Source organism: Providencia sp. 2.29 (assembly GCF_015832305.1).
Lineage (GTDB): Bacteria > Pseudomonadota > Gammaproteobacteria > Enterobacterales > Enterobacteriaceae > Providencia > Providencia stuartii.
The window spans coordinates 1,202,308-1,220,942 of sequence record NZ_CP065420.1 but is presented as its reverse complement, the minus strand read 5'-3'; the positions used below and the strand labels follow the sequence as shown (position 1 = coordinate 1,220,942).

The window sequence follows — 18,635 nt, the reverse complement described above, 5'->3', positions numbered from 1 at the left end:
TTATGGGGCAAGTTCTGTTTGTTGTATGGCGTGAAAGCTTTGAAGCGCTACTCGTTATCGGCATTATCTATGCGTGGATCAAACACCACCCAGATGCACGAAATGGAATGCGTTTTTTATGGACTGGGGTTGCCCTCGGTCTTCTCATTTCCATTTTGTTAGCATTACTCATTTATGGCGTATTTAATATTCTTGATGATACAGGGCAATCCCTGTTTATGATCTTTATGGAATTCCTTGCGTGTATATTAATCGTCCAAATGGTCTATTGGATGAATAAGCATGGTCGTTCCTTAAAATCCGAAATTGAATCCGGTATTAGCCGAAATGCAGAGCGCCATAATTGGTGGGGAGCAGCACTCATCATCGCTATTGCTATCGCTCGAGAAGGTAGTGAGATCGTTGTTTTCCTATCTAGCTTTATCATGTCATTAAATGCAGAAAATGCTTCAGGATTTGCTTTAGAAGTCGCAGGTGGCGTATTAATTGCAGGCCTAACATTATATGCCTTCTTGCTTACTAACCGTTTTATTTCATGGAAGCTGTTCTTTAAAATCACCGGCGTGGTCTTACTCTTTCTTGCTTTATCGCTACTACTCAAAGGGGTTGAAGAGAGCGCAAACTTATTAATTGAATATGATTATGCTATTCCTGAGTTTTTAATTTACCCAGCATGGGATACGACAGCACTATTAGATGATTCAAATATTGTAGGTAATTTTATCTCTTCGTTCTTCGCTTACCGCTCACAGCCAATTTGGCTAAGTGTAATTACATTTGTCATTTATTGGATAGTCGTTATCGCGCTGTTTTCTCGGAGTAAAAAACATGCGTAATGCTAAAACACTAAAGTCTATGTTTCTATGCGGTATGGTTTTAGTCATAGCAATACCCACTACTGTATCAGCAAAAGCATTAAGATCCCCTGTACAAACAGGGGATGACATAATTATCGCTAAAGGTGATATTCCCACCCCTGAGAAATATCATTCCGCCATTACAAATTATTTAAGTTATACAACGGAACAATTAGGCAAAATGGTTTCTCAACTGGAAACCTTGAACAAAAGTTTAAAAAAAGGCGACCTCAAAACCGCTGAACAAGCCTATATTCAGGCACATCAATATTACGAATCTGTTCGCCCAATTATTATATTGTTTGGTAATACTGACAGAACCATTAATGCTAGGGCTGACTACTTTCTTGATAAAGAAAAAGATTACCGTTTCACTGGTTTCCATCTTATTGAATATCAATTATTTGACCGTAAAGACAGTAAAGCGGCACTCGCTGCAACCGATGAGCTACTGCTAAAAGCCCGGGATCTTCAAAAACGCATAGCGACTGAACGTGTTGAGATACCTAAATTAGTGCAAGCGTCAGCCGATTTTATTGAGATGATCCTTGAAACTAAATTGGCTGGCAAAGAGAATATCTATAGCCAATCTGATTTGAGCGATATAGCAGCAAACCTGCAAGGCTCACAACACGTTATTAAAGTGCTGACCCCTTTTATCGCTCCCAACGTGCTCCAACGTATCCAAAATAATTATCAAAAGGCCAATGAGATCATGAAGCCTTATCAATTGCCCTCGGGGATTTACCAGCCTTATAACCAGTTGAGCAAAAAAGACATGATGGCACTTTATTCCGTATTAACGCAGCAAGCTGAAGACCTCGCACAGCTCAGATATCAGCTCAGTGTTGATGTATATTATAAATATTGAGGTAACAAGCCATGAAGGCTAAATTACAAAACGATTCTACAACTGTCAGCTTATCTCGGCGCAATGCATTAAAAACATTAGCTGTTGGTAGTTTTATTGCAGCGGCTCCTACATTTGCGGCTAACACGCGCCAAAATGCCTGTTTGTCGTCCTATGATAAGACGATCCCTTTTGAAGGCTTACACCAAGCGGGTGTTTTAACGCCTGAACAGAAAAATGCCTCATTTGTTGCATTTAATGTCACCGTTGAATCACTCGATAAACTACAGAAGCTATTCGAAATACTGACAAAAAGAATTGCGTATCTAACGCAGGTACAAACAGCACCTAAAACTCCTAATGACCGTATGCCGCCGGCTGAATCAGGGATTTTAGGAACTCACATTCAGCCAGATGCTTTAACTGTCACGGTTTCTCTGGGTCAGAGCTTATTTGATACACGATTTGGGTTAGATAAAATCAAACCTCGCTATCTTGTTGAAATGACCAGTTTTCCAAATGATAGGCTAGAGCAAAAGTGGTGTGGCGGTGATATCACATTACAAATTTGTGCGAATAGTCAAGAAAGCGTCATTTATGCGTTACGCGATATTTTAAGGCATACATCCCCTTTTATGTTCCCACTGTGGAAAATAGATGGTTTCTTACCTTCTCGTGATATTGACAGCCAATCAACGCCAATCAATTTATTTGGGTTTAAAGATGGCACAGGCAATGCCCCTGCCAATGATAACCAATTAATGAATGAACTTATTTGGGTTACCGAAGGAGGAAAAGAGCCTAGTTGGTGTACTGGCGGCACCTATCAAGCAGTACGACTCATCCGTTTTAATCTTGAATTTTGGGATAGAACCCCGCTTGAAGACCAAGAAAATGATTTCGGTCGCCATAAAGATACAGGGGCACCTATCGGTATGAAGCAAGAACATGATGACCCTCAATTTGACAAAGATCCTCATGGGGACCGCGTATTATTCGACTCCCACATGCGCCGTGCCGAACCTCGTAACCCTGAGCGTTATACCGCAAAACTAAGGCGCCGTAGCTACAGCTACTCACTTGGTTTAACCCCTAATGGGTTACTTGATATGGGGCTTATCTTCGTTTCATACCAAAAAAATCTTAAAACAGGTTTTATTGATACTCAAAAACGGCTTAATGGTGAGCCACTTGAACGCTATATTAAACCTTTTGGGGGTGGCTACTATTTTGTATTGCCAGGTGTACAAACAGCCCAAGACTACCTAGCTCAAGGTATGTTTGAAGCCGCCAAAAAAGCTTAATCGATTTAATTTTTGCGGGATCGCGCATTGCCTTCCCGCACTTGAATATTCTACTAAACATCATCACCCCCTCTTTTCCCTTCTAATAGCCACATTTAAAAACAATCACAAAATCAATAAATTAAATAAATCAACATCACTCGCACTTAATTCGCAATAAAAAATAATGTGACCCGTATCATTTAATACGATAACCGTGTTGGACTTCATAGATTGATTTATGCTCAAAATGGCATTCACTATTACGAATAATAAGGGATCTCTATGATTAACAAACTTACGTCTGCTATCGTCATATCCTCACTTATTTACTCATTACCAAGCGGAGCACAATCATTATCTGAATTACCGCTCATGCCTTGGCCACAGCAAGTTGAAGTAAAAAATGCCGATGGAAAATGGGTATTAAATAATACGCTAGATATTTATGTAGAAGGCGATGATTTAGGTGATGCAACCCGTCGTTGGCGTGAAAGAATAGAGACCCAAACAGGCTGGCAATTAACACCACACCAAGCAAACAACACTCAAGCCCCGATAAAAATTTTTATCGAGAAAAAAGTACCTGAATTGCCATCTCTACAAATGGACGAAAGTTATCAAATCACAACAGATAACCATGGCGCCACGATCAAAGCGGCAACCCGATTTGGTGCAATGCGAGCGATGGAAACATTATTACAATTGATACAAACAGATGGGGAAAATACGTTTATCCCACTGCTTACAATTAAAGACAGTCCGCGTTTTGCTTGGCGCGGTGTGATGCTTGATTCTTCACGACATTTTTTACCAATCAATGATATCTTGCGCCAAATTGATGGTATGGCAGCCGCTAAGTTAAACGTTTTTCATTGGCACCTAACCGATGACCAAGGTTGGCGTTTTGAGTCACTTAGCTACCCTAAATTACAACAGCTAGCCAGTGATGGCCAATACTATACTCAAGATCAAATGCGCCAAGTTGTCGCCTATGCCAAAGAAAGAGGAATTCGGGTGGTGCCTGAAATTGATTTCCCTGGTCATGCCTCAGCTATTGCTGTTGCCTACCCTGAGCTTATGAGCGCAGCTGGCCCTTACCAAATGGAACGTCACTGGGGAGTGCATCAGCCTCTACTTAATCCAACCCAAGAAAATGTGTACCAATTTACAGATAGCTTAATTAACGAGTTGACCACTATCTTCCCAGATGAATATATCCATATTGGCGGAGATGAGGTTGACCCAACCCAATGGAAAAACAATCCAGCTATTCAGGAGTTTATGCAAAAAAACAACCTGAAAGATACCCATGCACTACAGGCTTATTTCAATCAACGGCTTGAACAAATCCTCACAAAACATAACCGTAAAATGGTCGGCTGGGATGAAATTCAACACCCTTCACTATCAAAAAATATTGTTATTCAGTCGTGGCAAGGACAAGATTCTTTAGGCGATAGCGCTCAAGAAGGATTTAAAGGTTTACTTTCAACCGGTTTCTATCTCGACCAATCTCAAAGTGCGGCATACCATTATCGAAATGAGATACTACCTCAGCCACTTACTGTAGAGACAAATGTTAAACAGGGTGAACAATCGCAAAGTTGGCAATTTGAAATCGAAAGGTTAAAAGGTAGCCCCGTAAAAGGCAGTTTTACATTAATAAAGGGGTCAAATGGATGGCGTGGATTTATTGATTTTGCAGGTAAATCACGTCGAGAAATTAATAAGATTGAGTGGTTTTCGCCTAAACAAGTCAGTTTCTCAGTGGACACTTGGATGGGAGAAACTCGTCCTGTTGTTACTTTAACGGATGATAAATTAAGCGGTTATACCATAATAGGTAATGCTCGCTATCCAACGACAGGAACCCACTTAACAGCCATTCCCGAAGGAATTGCGCCAACCACGCCCGACAATAATAAAATGACCAATATTCTCGGCGGGGAAATTGCGTTATGGGCTGAAAATATTCGCGCTCCCATCATTGATACTAAGCTATGGCCACGTGCTTTTGCCGTATCCGAGCGCCTATGGTCTGCAAAAGATGTCAATAATGAGAATGACATGTATCGTCGCCTAAACGCAACAGATGCTTGGTCAACCATTTCGGTGGGTTTACAGCAGCATGCACAAACGGCCCGTGAATTTACACGTTTAGCAAATGGCGTTGAAATTGAGCCTTTGATGATCCTCTCTGAGTCTGTAGAGCCTGCACATTACTATACTCGCCATCATCTTAAGTGGAGAGAAAACCAATATCATCAATATGAACCTCTTAACCGATTTGTCGATGCTTTACCGGCCGAAAGTATGCAAGCAAGAGCCTTCCGCCAGCATATTGACGCATTAATCGCTAAACCGAATGATACAGCGGCAGCACAATGGTTAGAGCAGAGATTAAAACGTTGGCAAGATAATATTCCACAAGTCCAGCGTCTTATTAAACAGAATGCTAACTTAGTTAGGTTAACGCCTGTTACCGAAAATGTGGAACAATTGACGGTGATTGGTTTAGAACTGATTAAGCATTATACGACAGGTGAGCCGTTAGCCGAGAGCCGTAAAGCAGCTATTTTGCAGCAGTTAGAAAAAAGCTCAGGTTTGCAAGATGAAGTTGTCATTGCAATTGTCGAACCACTAGAAAAACTACTCCGCCACATCCCGACAACAGGTCAATAGTTACAGTCAATCCCCCCTTTAGTTAAACTCAAGTATTCGACTTTTGGGGGGAATATAATCGGTATAAAGAGTTTTAATAGTTGGAAAATCAGTCACTGTTTGTTTATGCTATTCTTTTACCTTAAGTTAAACTTACTTTAATGATATCGCCACTTTTTCAGGTATGTTTTTCATTCGCTATTTTCTCGATGATAAAGCCAGATAAGCAATAACACTTATTAATCCCATATTGAATTATTGCTTTTATGCTCTGAACTAAAATTCGTTAGATTTTAATATGTTTATATAACATAGCGATACCTACCTCACGTGCTGATTAGGGAATAAGGATTAGATGAAAAAAACGATTTTTCTCCTTTTTTTGGGGATGCTTCCAGTAGTCGTTAGTGCCGCAAGTTGTGAAGTACCAGATCATGATTTATGTATAAAAATCGAACAGGGAAATGCAACTGCTCAATACAGATTAGGTACTATGTATCAATATGGAGAAGGAGTTATACAGGATTATCAGAAGGCTAGACAGTGGTATGAGAAAGCAGCAAAACAGAACAATGCAGATGCTCAATATAAGCTTGGTGTGATGTTTAGTCATGGTTGGGGTGGGGAGCAAGATGATCAGCAAGCGCGGCTATGGTACCTGAAATCGGCCCAACAAGGAAATTCTAGCGCTCAAAGCAACTTGGGGGTGATGTTCTATCTTGGAGAAGGAGTTGAGCAGGATTACCAGCAAGCGTTACGGTGGTATTTGAAATCTGCCGAACAAAATAATAGTGCAGCTCAGAATAATCTTGGCGTGTTGTACCAGTATGGAAATGGTGTTGAACAGGATTACCAGCAGGCGCTACAGTGGTACCAGAAAGGTGCAGAACAAGACAATGAATTGGCTCAATTCAATCTAGCACAAATGTATGATAAAGGATTAGGAGTTAGACAGAGCAAATCAACTGCTAAAATTTGGTATAGCAAGTCGTGCGATAACGGTAATCAAGATGGGTGTAAAAGAGTTCTAGAACTAAAAGATATCAGTGAACAATAAATAGGGAGAGCCATTGCCGACACTGTAAATAATTCGGTGTATTTGCCTTTTATTAAATGTGGCCGTTTAGGCGGTCACCGAACTCAATAATAATGCCTGTTTCCAGTTTTGAATTGGCATACTCCATTTTTTAGAGGCCGATTCAATCGCTAAATAAATCACTTTCTGTGCAGAGTCTTGGTTTCCAGTCATTTGCTAATGCACTCATTTATCTACGCCTGTTGGCCATGTAACTAGGCAATTGTCACATGTTTCTTTTATTGCTTTTAGCGGGATTGTATCTTTTTCCCAAACCTCTCATGGCCTGACCGCTTGGGTAAATCGGATATTTTCTGGCTTAACCCCTTGGCGGATCAACGAGTCTGCTGCTGATGCCTCAGCACAAGCACCAACAGTATTTTTACAAAATGTTGTATATTCACCTATTTTAACACCAAGTTGTTTCTCAACATAAATTACAGTGTTCTTGCCCAGCATTTCAGCTGAAATTTTACCATCGCTGTCTCAAAAACAGGGAAGACTTCTTCATTTGGTTTGGGCACCCTTTCGGTTTATTTTTACTTCCTATCTACCGTATTCTTTATATGATCAGCCATTGATATCAAGCTGTCAGAGCCCTCATGTAAAAATGTCCCATTTAGGATCATGTGAACCACATGAAATTTGAATTCAGGAAAATAAACCTGTTTTCATGTTTTAACGTTTAGCCCATACACCCCGTGCTGTTGATAATTTTCAATCCATCACCAAGTCGTATCATGATTACGTTTAAATCTTTTATCGAGTATTTTAACCCCTCTCACCATTTAGGTAGGCCTGAATAATTTCAAGTTTAAACTCTAGAGTATGTTTTAACATAGAAAAGCACCCTTCAAATTAGACTAAAGGCGTCTCACTTTTGGGGTGCAGTTCAATATTGAGGGATTAGTTTATCAGTAAATCTACTCTTCCATTACACTACTTATTTGTGCGCTCCATCGCGTCAGTTTCAACCTCTTTTTTCCATTCCTCTGATATTGGTGCAGCATTTTTCTTTGACTCAACGGCATTATTAATCGCTTTATATGCTTTGTCGTAACCAGTTTTATCTTGCACATATCCAGTTGCTTTAGAGCGACTAATACCAATACTATCGGCAGCAGTGATCGCATCAATATTGGCGCCAAGGAAGATAAAGTCCCATTTATCCTCCATTTCTGCCGATTTGATCATAGATTTAATTTTCGATTGACTATATTTGTGGCTACTATTTTCTTCACCATCAGTAATGATAACGAATAAAACGTTATTATTTTTTGTTATCTTCCGGTTTTCTTGCATTTTGCTAATGGTGTCACCAACCGCATCTAATAGTGCAGTATTACTGCCAACCTGATAATCTTCTAAAGTTAAATTTGGTACTTTATCGATAGGCTCTCTATTGTGTAAGAGGGTTGTTTTATCATTGAACAGCACTGTCGTAATAAAGACATCCCCTTTTTTATTACGATTTTCTGTTAACACACGATTAAAGCCGCCAATCGTATCAGATTCAAAACCTGACATTGAACCACTTTTATCCAGTATAAATACAAGGTCTAAGACTTCAGGCTGTGTTTTTTCTACAACGATCGATTTGCCGTTTGCTATTGAAGAAAACATCAAAAAGATAGAAGCAAACGTAATACCAAGAAATGGCTTTAATATTGCCTTCATATTATTATTCCTATGCAGATGATCTTATTTGATAATAGCTATCATCCGTTTATCACAATCATTTCACATAAGAATTCTCTGGTTAGTTTGCAGGCAGATTCTTAAAAAGAAAAGGAGACAAAATCCCCCAATAATTGATTACCCAACGATTGGGGGGATTTTATAAATACAATCTTTTTTTGATTATTTAAAATTTATTATTATTTTTCCCAAATACCATAACCTCTCAATTCACCAACCTGATGAACAAAATTATTGTATTGCTCGTTATCTGAAACTGAATTAGATGCCGAGTTATTAGCATGAGCTTTCACTAATTCGATACTGAGCTGGTGAAATTGTTGATTTAATTTTTCATGGATAGCAGTATCATTGGTTTCTTTCAGTTGTTTTAGTAAATTCACCAATTCTTCGGCTATTGACTGAACCGATTGATCCGTAAAGTCTGCTGTTGGTAGCTCATAACTAAAGGCCATATTGATGGAGTCATGCAGTGCATCTTCCGGCATATTAGGCTGTAAATCTTCACCATATTCATTGGCAATATATTCAATTAATTCAGCCTTATCAAAACACTTTGACTTAATATTACCGTCTAATTTTTGATCATGTGTCGTGATTGATTCAGGGAAAGGCTCTCCCAATAAATAGCTACACTTAAATAAATTAGCATCAATGACAAACGCATTTGCGCTTCTTACTGCCATATTGACATCATGGCCGTTGATAGTTACGTTATAAGTGGTCGGTTTGAAACGATCAGCTTTACCTTCAACAACATAAGCCTCTGAAAGGGTATAATAAACAAGGTTATTTGGGTTAATAATCCCCCCGTTATTGTTGTCAAAAACCATAAACGAAAATAATTCACCTTGGCTGTTTTCTAACGTATGTTTACCCGATGCAAGTTGAATAATGCCTCTTTGCCCTGGTAGCACATTATAATCGTTATTATCGACCTTAAATGAAATATTATCGTTTGTTGGATTACTATAATAAAACTCACCTTTATGGCTCATTGGATCAAAATCATCACAAGCAGATACAGCAAACATCGCAATAGCTAGCAATCCACTTTTACATATTGTTTTCATTATCTATTTTTCTCACTATTGGTGTGTGTATTATCATTTTCTAATAGAAAAATATTAGCATATTAAAAATAGAAACATATTTTAAACTAAGCTAAACCGCCTACCTTCTTCATAATATTTATAGCACTTATATTCAATATTTATCTTATTTAGAATAAGTCGCCAATATGATGAATATTGTCTGATATTTACTATGGTTAATAGCGGCAATTTGTCAATGATGCTATCTTGTCGAATTATCAACGGATGAAACGATGAAAAATAACTTAAGGGAAACAAATGATAATTCGTTTATCAAAATCACTCTGTGTTTGTGCTATAGCCTTATTCATTTCATTTACTGCCTTTAATAATTTAACCGATTACAACACAAATTTTTTATTTGTACAGCATGTCCTAACAATGGATGCAATATTCCCTAATGCAAATGTGAAGTATCGGGCTATCAATTCACCTCCCTTTCACCATCTTGTCTATATCACTATTATTAGTATTGAAATTATTGCGGCTCTCATTTGTTGGTGGGGAGCTTTCATCTTATTTAAAAATATCAACAAAAATGCTGTGGCTTTTAATCAAAGCAAAAAATGGGCAATTATCGGATTAACACTGGCATTCTTATTATGGCAAGTCGCATTTATGTCTATTGGGGGTGAATGGTTTGCAATGTGGATGTCAAAACAATGGAACGGTATACCCAATGCATTCCGTTTCTTTATTACCATTTTGTTGGTACTCATGTATGTCACGGCTCGTGACAGCGATGATGAAAAACCGCATGAGTAATTAAAAAGCAGCTTATGCTTTCAGTGTCTTAAGCAGCACTGTAAATGCGGATTCTACCATTGGTGTTAAGATTTGGCTGGTTCGCATCAAAGACACCGTGCGAGTCAATGCCGGTTGCTGTAACTGCAAAACCATTAAGTCAGGGTCGCGTAAATGTACGGTATAAAGGTGAGGAAGAATAGCAATCGCCAATTTAGAACGGACTAAGCCATATAGCGTTTCAATGTAATCAACTTGATAACGAATATTGGGCTTTAAGCGGTGGCTTTCCAATGTGGCTAACACTAAACGTTGGATGTTGCCTTTAGAAAACACCGCAATATCGCGATTATTAAGCATTTTCCAAGGCAAATGGAAGCCTCCCGCTAATACATCTTCTCGATGTACGACTGCGACAAAAGGGTCATCTTGTAACGTAAACAGTTGTAACTCTCTAGGGACTGAGCTGTCTAATACACCAACCCCAAAATCAATCTCATTATTCATTAATTGAGAAACTAATGAATCATTGGTTTTATCGTAAAACTCCACATTCAGCCGAGGAAAGTGCAAATTAAGTTGTGTCGGCACATCAGGAAAAAGTAGTGAACTCACGGAAGGCACCAAGCCAATACGCAACGTGCCGTCTCCGCCTTCGTCAATTATCTGTTGAATATCACTAAAAGCACGGTGTGAAACACTCAGTATACGTTCAGCATGCGGTAAAATAGCAGCACCAAGCTCTGTTAGCGTTACAGAGGAAGCGGTTCGATTAACTAGTTTTCCTCCAATCACACTTTCAATTTGACGTAATGCACTACTCAACGCAGGTTGACTAATGGCTAGTCGGCTCGCTGTATCAGTAAAATGCCTTAAATGTGCCAAAGTCACAAAATATTGTATCTGTTTTAACGTCAATGCAGGCAGGCGCTGCCATGGTTCACTCATGTTCTCTATTCACACTCTATTTTATGATAAGGCGTTGTTATAACCCTCTAATTAACCATACAAAGCCTAACCTAGCCTTAATGCTCTTATTCACCATTATAACCCTTTCTTATGATCTGATAAGTTTTATCATCTTGGCAAACGTTTGCGTAACTCATAAAGTAGCAGCAAAGGATCATTTATTGATGGTATTTTATGAGCGAAACCAACTACAGCAGACGCAGAGCAGTGCAAGCGGCAAAAGGTGAAATCCCTTTTGACCTGCTTCTCACACAAGCCAATATTGTCGACATGGTCACTGGCGAGATCCGTGCCGCCGATATTGGTATCGTCGATTCACTCATTGCGAGTGTCCACCCAACAGGAAGCCGAAGTGATGCCAAGGAAATCCATGACCTTAACGGGTATTTTATTTCACCAGGGCTGATTGACACACATGTTCACTTAGAAAGCTCCCATCTTCCTCCCGTGCGTTACGCCGAAATAGTGCTAACACAAGGAACCACCGCGGTATTTTGGGATCCCCATGAATTGGCTAATGTATTAGGCTTGGAAGGTATCCGTTATGCGATTGAAGCAAGCCGCAATTTACCGCTGCATGTCATGGTAGCTGCCCCCTCCTCTGTTCCCTCAACACCAGGCCTTGAAATGTCAGGAGCCGACTTTGCCGGAAAAGAAATGTCAACCATGTTAAGTTGGCCAGAGGTCCATGGTGTTGCAGAAGTGATGGATATGTTCGGCGTTCTTCATGGTAGTGAACGAATGGAGGAGATTTTAAACGCGGGGCTTACGTCGGGGAAACTCATTGAAGGCCATGCTAGAGGGTTAAAAGGAGCCGATTTACAAGCGTACCTCGCTGCTGGCGTGACATCTGATCATGAGCTTACCTCAGCAGAAGATGCTTTAGAGAAATTGCGAGCTGGTTTAACACTCGAAATTCGTGGCTCTCACCCTTATCTATTGCCAGACATCGTCGCTGAGTTGCAAAAGCTACCTCATCTCTCATCACAAATCACCGTATGCACCGATGATGTTCCACCTGATATTTTAATCGAAAAAGGGGGGATCATTGCCCTACTGAATCTATTAATTGAGCATGGTATGCAAGCGACAGATGTACTCCGTTTTGCAACCTTAAATGCAGCCATTCGCTTACAACGTCACGATCTGGGGTTAATTGCCGCAGGGCGTCGCGCTGATTTGGTGGTCTTTGATTCACTCAAAAAATTACAAGCACACCGCGTGTATGTTGCAGGTCAGCAAATTTCCGAAGATGGAAAACTATTTAAATCACTAGCCACAGATCAAACCGTTTTACCACCTAGAGATACCATGTGTCTGTCACCTATCACAGCCGCTGATTGCACATTACAAATTGATAATATTATTAATGGCAGTGCTCGATTACGCCATATTCGAGGAGCTCGCTTCACACAATGGGGTGAAATTGATGTGCAAATTACCGATGGCAAAGTTCAAATACCGAATGGCTTTAGCTTGATCCGCGTACAACATCGCCATGGACGCCATGATGCCAAGCCACAAATTGCACTATTAGAAGGCTGGGGTGAATTACGCGGTGCTATCGCAACCAGCTACTCACATGATTCTCACAATTTAGTTGTATTGGGTCGTGATGCAGAAGATATGGCACACGCGGCTAATTTGCTTATCGAAAGTGGCGGTGGCATGGCTTTAGTTCAAAACGGTAAAGTCCTCGCTCACGTTGCGATGCCAATTGCTGGCATGCTATCCGATCTGCCTGCAAAACAGCTTGCCGAACAGTTTCGTCAATTACGAGAGCTTAGCAGTGAAATAGCCGATTGGGAGCCGCCTTATCGTGTTTTTAAAGCTATTGAAGGCACCTGTCTTGCCTGTAATGCAGGCCCTCATTTGACTGACCTAGGGTTGACTGACGGTACAACGCGACAAATTGTTGATCCCGTGATTCAAACCAGTAAACACTCGCACAATCACAATAATTAATAATAATGATAGGAGAGCCAATTTATGGCTGACAATATGATTAATGCGCCAACATCAGGGAGTTGGCTAGAAAAACGTTTTGCATTGCGCGCTCGAGGGAGCACCGTCAGAACAGAGTTCTTAGCAGGGGTAACAGGTTTTCTTGCTGCCGCTTATTTGTTAGTTGTGATCCCCGGGCTGCTCGCCGCTGGGGGAATGGATAAAGGTGCCGCAACAACAGGCACGATCATTGTTTTTGTGCTGGCGAGTCTGCTAATGGCTTTCTATGCCAACCTTCCTTTCGTCGTTGGACCAGGCATTGGCGGCTCTGTACTGGTAGGTATCACACTTGCAGGTAGCGAAGGGATTAACTGGCAAATTGGTTTGGGCATAGCTTGTTGGTCAGGCATTTTATTCTTCCTGCTCACTAAATTTGGTTTACGCGAAGTTGTCACTCGCTCGGTTCCTCAATCGATCAAACTTGGGCTAACCGCCTCTATCGGTTTATTTGTTGCCGTTCTCGGTTTTCGAAATGCAGGTTTAGTACTTGCTAACCCTAAAACCAACGCCTTGATGTTAGGTGATTTTTTATCACCGGGGGCATTAGTGGCTTTGGCTGGTTTCTTTGTCTCCATCGCCTTGCAAGCACGACGTATACCCGGAGCTATTTTATGGGCAATTTTATTTGCCACCGTTATAGGTATTCCTTTTGGAGTCACAAAATTACCCGATAGCTTTATTGGTATTCCTCATTCAGTAGGCCCTGTATTCGGAGAGGTTGACTTAATTGGCGCCTTAAACATCGCCTTCTTACCCTTTTTATTTGTATTTTTTGCCGCTGAATTTTTCTCGACGATGGGCACGACACTGGCTGTCGGTGGTGAAGCGGGGTTACTTGATAAAGAAGGCAATATGCCGAACATTAACCGCCCATTTATCGTTGACTCAATTGCAGCCGCACTCGGCCCATGGGTAGGCATTCCTGCGGCAACCGCTTTAATTGAGTCTTCAGCGGCTGCGGAAGCCGGCGGTAAAACGGGACTTACGGCTCTTGCAGCGGCCTTTATGTTCCTATTAATGCTACTGTTTACACCAATTGCTTTAATGATCCCAGCGCAAGCCACCGCGCCTGCATTAATTTTGATTGGACTAAATATGTTCAGTGGACTACGTAAAGTTGACCTTGCAAACTTTACGGATGGTTTACCTGTTTTAATGATGGTGATGATCACATTGATCGCCAATAGTTTCGGTACGGGTATTGCAGGTGGCCTACTGTTCTATATTCTGATTAAAGCTGTTGCAGGGAAATGGAGAGAGATCCCTATCAGCTTATGGGTATTAGCTGTACCACTCGTCTACTATTTTTCTACGCTGGTCAAACACTGATCATATAAGCACCCAACAACTGTTGGGTGCTTTCCCATTAATCAACCTTAATTGAAAAGCAATTACAGCCACAGTGAAAACGCACAATTTGAGGTTGTTTAGGCTGTTTACCTTGACGCTTACTGATTGAATTTTCAATTTCAACCGCACGCTTAATTTCATTGATTTCGAGCCGTGACAGACGCTTATTATTCCCTGTTGCACTTCGAATACGTTCATTCCCTAATTTTTCACCGGACATTGCAATTTCCTTTTCTCAACTCGCATTGATCGCACTTATTAGCACCACCAATAAAACCTGTAAGTTATTTTGTCTCACTGACGACCATTTGTGAAGGGGCGCCAATCGGTACATAGTCATCAACAAACACCAATTCCCCTGTATTCGGTTCAACCTTAAAACGGGTAATATTGTCACTACGTTGGTTCATAACATATAAATATTGACCGTCTGGAGACAATGTTAATGTTCTTGGGTAATCCCCTCGTGTCCATGTTTGTGATACTTTGCTGAGTGAACCCTCTTCATTAATACTAAAATGTGCAACACTATTGTGTAAACGATTTCCAACATAGAGATGTTTACCATCTTGGCTCTCTACAATACCCGAAATAAAATTTGTGCCTTTATAATTTTCAGGTAACGTCGAAACTGTCGCCTTCTCTTTTAAAGTACCTTTTTGTTTATCAAATTGATATTCAGTCAATGTTGATGCTTCTTCATTAACCAACCAAACTCTGTCTCCTAATTTAGAAAAAACAAAATGGCGAGGGCCAGCACCTTTTGATGATGCCATAATGTATGGGGGATCATTTGCAATTAATTTTCCATTCTTTCCATCAAAGCGATATTGATAGATGCGGTCAAGACCGAGATCTGTGGTAAACACATATTCCCCTGAAGGGTCGGTTGCTATCATGTGAGCATGAGGCCCGTTATGATCACTGATTGCAAAGCTCCCCTCAACTGCCGCTTCAGGATAGGCGGCTCCAGCAGGACCATCATGTTGAATAACTTCACTTGCAGGTAATAGACCGCCATCATCTCGAATAGGAAGCACCGACACAGCACCACTATGGTAATTCGCAACCAATAAGTAGCGCCCATCTGGGGTTATCGATAAATAAACAGGGCCATCCCCTCCAGATGAAACATTATTTATCGCCTGTAACTCCCCATTATCCTTAACCTGCCATGCATGAACCGTTCCCTTTTCTGTTTCACTCCCTGCATACAGCACTTTACCATTTTTTGATAAAACCAATTGTGCAGCATTTGTAAGTGGAGCGGCTAAAACTTTACGGCTTAATTGCCCCGTTTGATTATCGATATCAAAACGATATATTCCTTCACCATTAGGGCTATAAGTTCCAACCCACGCAAATTGAGGAGCGGCTACCAAAGAAGTACTCGCAAACATAAATGACGCCGCCCAGATAGATAACTTATTTGCCATGATAAATTTTCCTAGTTAAATAACAATACACGCTCATATCTTGGTATATGACCGAATATGAGTATTAAACTTAACCACTACATTGGTAGAATAGAAAAATCATCTATGACTGTGCAGCCACATTATTTCCATTTTCTCGTGGAAATAATCTACTAACTAGCGTTATCCATTTCCACTTAGCTGGTGTTACACATTAACAACTGGCTTTGTTGATAAAATTGAATTTTAAAATCAATCTGGATAGGTAATTTAACTTTAGTATGTATTTTTATTTTTGAGATAAGCGTCGCGCTATTGAACAAAAATCATCATTATTTAATCATCAATAACAGTCTGTATTTCACCTAGATTTTATTGAGTTGGCGAAAACCGATAATTAATATTATCGGTTAATCTCATTTAATTAAGCACTGCATGGGCTTCAATTTCAATCAGCCACTCTGGCAATGATAACCCCGTAACGATCACCCAAGATGATGCTGGTGGCGCCGAGGTAAACTTTTCTTTTAGTGCCTGAGATATCGCATTTTGCTCTTCATCACTATCACAACCTTGCTTAATATAAATCCGCAGCATAACAACATCATTCAGCGTTCCGTGGGCTTCTTTAAGGACATACTCGATATTTTTAATTGCTTGAATGGTTTGCTCATAAATACCACCAGCCACGGTTTGTTGATTCGCATCAACACCAACTTGCCCAGAGAGAAAAAGCTGCCGAGTACCTGTAGTTTCAATAGCTTGACTAAATCCATACTGCAATGAATTAAAAACAGATGAAGGATTAATTGATTTTTTTGACATATTATCTCATTTTAAAATAATCGTATTTTGAATAAAATACCTTTTCATATTTAAACAAAGCTTGAACAAACTAGTTTTCAGTGTTAGTAAATTGGCACAAAATATTCTATTTCAATTTCTTTTATTGGTAATTCTACATTTTCTTTATTATTAATATATTTTTCAATATCCACCCCTTCACGACGAAGTAACCCTAGAGAAGGCAAAGAATAAAGATAAAGATTTAAGCTAAAATCACGGTATTCAGCCAAAGAGCCTTTAAATGAAAACTTTGCGTACTTTCCACTAGGTAAATAAATTTCTTTAAACTGGTTGTGATCAACAATTGGATCTATTGCTTTTAAGCCAATCTGGTATTTCACTTGCACCATGTGTGATCTTTTCTCTGTTTTCTGATAATTGATCAACACATAGCATTCTTTTATTTTTAAATTTGTCGCCTTAAAAAAATCATCCCAAAAACTTCCCCTAATATTTTCATGCAATAATCCAACCTCATCTAATGAAGATAGATACTGATACTCTTTAATATGCAAAGTATACTGTTCACACTCAACAATTTGAGGAATTGCTAAATAATCAATATCGAAATTGATAGGTGGCTGCATTGCCTCCAATTCCCATAATTTATTACGCCGATAATAACTTGGTGTAACCTTAAAAATGTACTTAAATCGACGTGTAAAAGATTGTTGGGAATCAAATTGATATTTTAATGCGATCTCAAGGATAGTTTTTTTCGTCAACCTCAACTCAACAGCCGCTTTCGTCAAACGACGAGCACGAATATAGCTAGCCAGTGTGACCCCTGTTACTTTTTTGAACAGCCGCTGAAAATACCACTTGGTATAACCCGCTTTATTCGCCACATCATCAAGCAGTAAAGACTGATCTAAATTATGTTCAATCCATAATAGAACATCTTTGATAACCGTTGTATGAAACTGCTTATCATCATATCTTAATTGGATGTTATTAGCTTTATTTTGATAGCGAGAATGCTGTTCAATATACATAAAATAACCTAAATGTTCTTAAGATTGTCACGACCACATCATCATGATACCATAAACATACTGACGGTATGTTATTTTAGATCTATCATGGAAAATAAAAATCATCAACAAGAAAATTTTAAGAGTACCTATCAATCACTGGTTAACTCAGCACGAATATTGTTTGTTGAAAAAGGCTATCAAGCTGTTTCAATAGATGAGATCTCGGGAAAAGCGTTGGTGACCAAAGGTGCCTTTTATCATCATTTTAAAAATAAAAAACAATTACTCAGCGCCTGTTATAAGCAGCAATTAATTATGATTGATGCCTACATCACAACAAAAACTGATTTAAAAAATGGTTGGTCTGCCTTAGAAAGTATATTTGAACATTATCTTGATTATATTATTGATAATAATAAAAACCTTATCCCTATCCAAGAAGTGATGCCTATCATTGGTTGGAATGAACTTGAAAAAATTAGCCTTGAATACATTACTGGTAAGGTAAACGCCATTGTCAGCAAATTGATCCAAGAGAACCAACTTAAAGCTTATGATGATGATGTGCTTAAAAACTTACTCAATGGCTGGTTTATGCATATCGCAATACATGCGAAAAACCTAAAAGAGCTTGCCGATAAAAAAGGCCAATTTATTGCTATTTACCGCGGCTTTTTATTGAGCTTGAAAGATAAATAAAATAGATAGGTTTTATTTGAAGCTAAATCTTCTTTATCGTAAAAAATGCCCTCTTGGGTTATCAAGAGGGTCATTATATTTCGCGGAATAACATCATTTGGTGACGAAAT

Annotated in this window: 17 protein-coding genes and 1 pseudogene; 9 read left to right on the top strand and 9 right to left on the bottom strand. The window is 39.5% G+C overall.

Annotated elements, in window-relative coordinates:
* Positions 1-2 precede the first annotated feature (2 nt).
* The 5 genes from I3B46_RS05475 (at position 3) to I3B46_RS05455 (ending at position 6,711) form a co-directional block, all read left to right on the top strand.
* Positions 3-836, top strand: coding sequence for an FTR1 family iron permease (locus I3B46_RS05475; RefSeq protein WP_004922715.1), 834 nt, complete (start codon positions 3-5; stop codon positions 834-836).
* Entirely contained in the window at positions 829-1,728 is a 900-nt protein-coding gene (locus I3B46_RS05470; RefSeq protein WP_104872912.1) for an EfeM/EfeO family lipoprotein, read from the top strand. The genes I3B46_RS05475 and I3B46_RS05470 overlap by 8 nt, the downstream gene beginning before the upstream one ends.
* A gap of 11 nt (positions 1,729-1,739) precedes the next feature.
* A complete protein-coding gene (efeB, locus tag I3B46_RS05465) occupies positions 1,740-3,011 on the top strand; it encodes an iron uptake transporter deferrochelatase/peroxidase subunit (protein WP_004922719.1) in 1,272 nt (423 codons plus the stop codon).
* A gap of 264 nt (positions 3,012-3,275) precedes the next feature.
* Positions 3,276-5,675 (top strand): beta-N-acetylhexosaminidase, encoded by a 2,400-nt coding sequence (locus tag I3B46_RS05460; protein WP_061064747.1) that lies wholly within the window; start codon positions 3,276-3,278, stop codon positions 5,673-5,675.
* Positions 5,676-6,009: 334 nt separating this feature from the next.
* Positions 6,010-6,711, top strand: a complete 702-nt coding sequence (locus tag I3B46_RS05455; RefSeq protein ID WP_060560814.1) for a tetratricopeptide repeat protein — start codon at positions 6,010-6,012, stop codon at positions 6,709-6,711.
* Between the two features lie 52 nt (positions 6,712-6,763).
* On the opposite strand, the pseudogene I3B46_RS05450 reads toward I3B46_RS05455, so the two are convergent.
* From I3B46_RS05450 to I3B46_RS05435, 4 genes and pseudogenes are all read right to left on the bottom strand, one after another.
* Positions 6,764-6,888: pseudogene (locus tag I3B46_RS05450) on the bottom strand (IS256 family transposase); the annotation flags it as partial.
* Positions 6,889-7,008: 120 nt separating this feature from the next.
* Positions 7,009-7,188 carry a hypothetical protein gene (locus tag I3B46_RS22320; protein WP_004922728.1) on the bottom strand — a complete coding sequence of 60 codons (180 nt, stop codon included), beginning with the start codon at positions 7,186-7,188 and terminating at the stop codon, positions 7,009-7,011.
* A gap of 480 nt (positions 7,189-7,668) precedes the next feature.
* On the bottom strand, positions 7,669-8,406 hold the full coding sequence (locus I3B46_RS05440) for a vWA domain-containing protein (RefSeq protein ID WP_004922730.1): 738 nt from the start codon (positions 8,404-8,406) through the stop codon (positions 7,669-7,671).
* A gap of 200 nt (positions 8,407-8,606) precedes the next feature.
* Positions 8,607-9,500, bottom strand: a complete 894-nt coding sequence (locus I3B46_RS05435) for a hypothetical protein (RefSeq protein ID WP_040132371.1) — start codon at positions 9,498-9,500, stop codon at positions 8,607-8,609.
* A gap of 279 nt (positions 9,501-9,779) precedes the next feature.
* Here I3B46_RS05435 and I3B46_RS05430 point away from each other — a divergent pair, with 279 nt between their 5' ends.
* Complete coding sequence (locus I3B46_RS05430) at positions 9,780-10,286, top strand: DUF2165 family protein (protein WP_040132372.1); 507 nt, start codon at positions 9,780-9,782, stop codon at positions 10,284-10,286.
* Between the two features lie 12 nt (positions 10,287-10,298).
* Here I3B46_RS05430 and I3B46_RS05425 read toward each other — a convergent pair whose 3' ends face one another.
* Positions 10,299-11,213 carry a LysR family transcriptional regulator gene (locus I3B46_RS05425; protein ID WP_004922734.1) on the bottom strand — a complete coding sequence of 305 codons (915 nt, stop codon included), beginning with the start codon at positions 11,211-11,213 and terminating at the stop codon, positions 10,299-10,301.
* A 195-nt stretch (positions 11,214-11,408) separates the two neighbouring features.
* Here I3B46_RS05425 and I3B46_RS05420 point away from each other — a divergent pair, with 195 nt between their 5' ends.
* On the top strand, positions 11,409-13,199 hold the full coding sequence (locus I3B46_RS05420) for an adenine deaminase (protein WP_104872913.1): 1,791 nt from the start codon (positions 11,409-11,411) through the stop codon (positions 13,197-13,199).
* Between the two features lie 24 nt (positions 13,200-13,223).
* The gene (locus I3B46_RS05415; RefSeq protein WP_053110390.1) at positions 13,224-14,567 is read left to right on the top strand and encodes an NCS2 family permease; all 1,344 of its coding nucleotides are present in this window, start codon (positions 13,224-13,226) and stop codon (positions 14,565-14,567) included.
* A gap of 37 nt (positions 14,568-14,604) precedes the next feature.
* Here I3B46_RS05415 and I3B46_RS05410 read toward each other — a convergent pair whose 3' ends face one another.
* The 4 genes from I3B46_RS05410 to I3B46_RS05395 form a co-directional block, all read right to left on the bottom strand.
* On the bottom strand, positions 14,605-14,808 hold the full coding sequence (locus I3B46_RS05410; protein ID WP_014656609.1) for a hypothetical protein: 204 nt from the start codon (positions 14,806-14,808) through the stop codon (positions 14,605-14,607).
* A gap of 64 nt (positions 14,809-14,872) precedes the next feature.
* Complete coding sequence (locus I3B46_RS05405; protein ID WP_014656610.1) at positions 14,873-16,024, bottom strand: lactonase family protein; 1,152 nt, start codon at positions 16,022-16,024, stop codon at positions 14,873-14,875.
* 399 nt (positions 16,025-16,423) lie between these two features.
* On the bottom strand, positions 16,424-16,828 hold the full coding sequence (locus I3B46_RS05400; RefSeq protein WP_004922750.1) for a RidA family protein: 405 nt from the start codon (positions 16,826-16,828) through the stop codon (positions 16,424-16,426).
* Between the two features lie 83 nt (positions 16,829-16,911).
* The gene (locus I3B46_RS05395) at positions 16,912-17,844 is read right to left on the bottom strand and encodes a helix-turn-helix domain-containing protein (protein ID WP_004922753.1); all 933 of its coding nucleotides are present in this window, start codon (positions 17,842-17,844) and stop codon (positions 16,912-16,914) included.
* Positions 17,845-17,931: 87 nt separating this feature from the next.
* Between I3B46_RS05395 and tetC the strand changes: the two genes are divergently transcribed.
* Positions 17,932-18,525, top strand: coding sequence for a tetracyline resistance-associated transcriptional repressor TetC (tetC, locus tag I3B46_RS05390; RefSeq protein ID WP_053110392.1), 594 nt, complete (start codon positions 17,932-17,934; stop codon positions 18,523-18,525).
* The last annotated feature ends 110 nt before the right edge of the window (positions 18,526-18,635 follow it).

Coding starts and splice junctions, on each gene's coding strand:
- I3B46_RS05415 (WP_053110390.1), top strand. CDS start 13,224: ATGGCTGACAATATGATTAATGCGCCAACATCAGGGAGTTGGCTAGAA.
- I3B46_RS05410 (WP_014656609.1), bottom strand. CDS start 14,808: ATGTCCGGTGAAAAATTAGGGAATGAACGTATTCGAAGTGCAACAGGG.
- I3B46_RS05425 (WP_004922734.1), bottom strand. CDS start 11,213: ATGAGTGAACCATGGCAGCGCCTGCCTGCATTGACGTTAAAACAGATA.
- I3B46_RS05420 (WP_104872913.1), top strand. CDS start 11,409: ATGAGCGAAACCAACTACAGCAGACGCAGAGCAGTGCAAGCGGCAAAA.
- I3B46_RS05460 (WP_061064747.1), top strand. CDS start 3,276: ATGATTAACAAACTTACGTCTGCTATCGTCATATCCTCACTTATTTAC.
- I3B46_RS05430 (WP_040132372.1), top strand. CDS start 9,780: ATGATAATTCGTTTATCAAAATCACTCTGTGTTTGTGCTATAGCCTTA.
- tetC (WP_053110392.1), top strand. CDS start 17,932: ATGGAAAATAAAAATCATCAACAAGAAAATTTTAAGAGTACCTATCAA.
- I3B46_RS05440 (WP_004922730.1), bottom strand. CDS start 8,406: ATGAAGGCAATATTAAAGCCATTTCTTGGTATTACGTTTGCTTCTATC.
- I3B46_RS05395 (WP_004922753.1), bottom strand. CDS start 17,844: ATGTATATTGAACAGCATTCTCGCTATCAAAATAAAGCTAATAACATC.
- I3B46_RS05405 (WP_014656610.1), bottom strand. CDS start 16,024: ATGGCAAATAAGTTATCTATCTGGGCGGCGTCATTTATGTTTGCGAGT.
- I3B46_RS05400 (WP_004922750.1), bottom strand. CDS start 16,828: ATGTCAAAAAAATCAATTAATCCTTCATCTGTTTTTAATTCATTGCAG.
- I3B46_RS05455 (WP_060560814.1), top strand. CDS start 6,010: ATGAAAAAAACGATTTTTCTCCTTTTTTTGGGGATGCTTCCAGTAGTC.
- I3B46_RS05475 (WP_004922715.1), top strand. CDS start 3: ATGGGGCAAGTTCTGTTTGTTGTATGGCGTGAAAGCTTTGAAGCGCTA.
- I3B46_RS22320 (WP_004922728.1), bottom strand. CDS start 7,188: ATGCTGGGCAAGAACACTGTAATTTATGTTGAGAAACAACTTGGTGTT.
- I3B46_RS05470 (WP_104872912.1), top strand. CDS start 829: ATGCGTAATGCTAAAACACTAAAGTCTATGTTTCTATGCGGTATGGTT.
- I3B46_RS05435 (WP_040132371.1), bottom strand. CDS start 9,500: ATGAAAACAATATGTAAAAGTGGATTGCTAGCTATTGCGATGTTTGCT.
- efeB (WP_004922719.1), top strand. CDS start 1,740: ATGAAGGCTAAATTACAAAACGATTCTACAACTGTCAGCTTATCTCGG.